The organism is Mesorhizobium sp. P3_A9, from assembly GCF_056402975.1.
Genome location: NZ_JBFUGJ010000824.1, coordinates 1 through 550, shown reverse-complemented (window position 1 = coordinate 550; position 550 = coordinate 1). Strand labels below are relative to the sequence as shown.

The 550-nt window shown below is 62.7% G+C and carries 1 protein-coding gene; it reads left to right on the top strand.

Going from position 1 to position 550, the window contains the following annotated elements:
* A partial coding sequence (locus tag AC1DX0_RS36945) for an NAD-dependent epimerase/dehydratase family protein (protein WP_477359628.1) occupies positions 1 to 550 on the top strand: 550 nt, incomplete at both ends.

The following is a 550-nucleotide window of genomic DNA, read 5'->3' as shown; positions in this document are numbered from 1 at the left end:
CCCTATGTCTATGAAGCGTTGCACAGCATCTGCGGTCGCGACCTGACGATTATTGCGACCTCCAAGGATGCAGGACCGCATCCCGTGTTCGGTCAAATCGCAGCGCTCGACGTGACGGACAAGGCCGCCGTTCATGAGGCGATTGCCCGTCACAAGCCGACCCATGTTGTCCACCTGGCGGCCGTCGCCGCGCTTGGCGCCGCCCAGGCTGATCCTGAAAACACCTGGCGCATCCACGTCCAGGGCGCGCTCAACGTGGCCCATTCCATTCTTGACGAGGCGCCGGGATGTTGGCTGCTCTACGTCGGATCGGRCCTGGTCTATGGCGAGAGCGCGAAAGCTGGCCGGCCGCTTGATGAAAATGCGCTGCTTGCGCCGATGGACGATTATGCCGTGACCAAGGCCGCGGCCGACCTCGCATTGGGTGCGCTTTCCCGTCACGGCCTTAAATGCATTCGTCTGCGCCCCTTCAATCACACCGGACCAGGGCAAACCGAGGCCTTTGCCGTACCTGCCTTCGCCATGCAGATCGCGCGGATTGAAGCAGGCC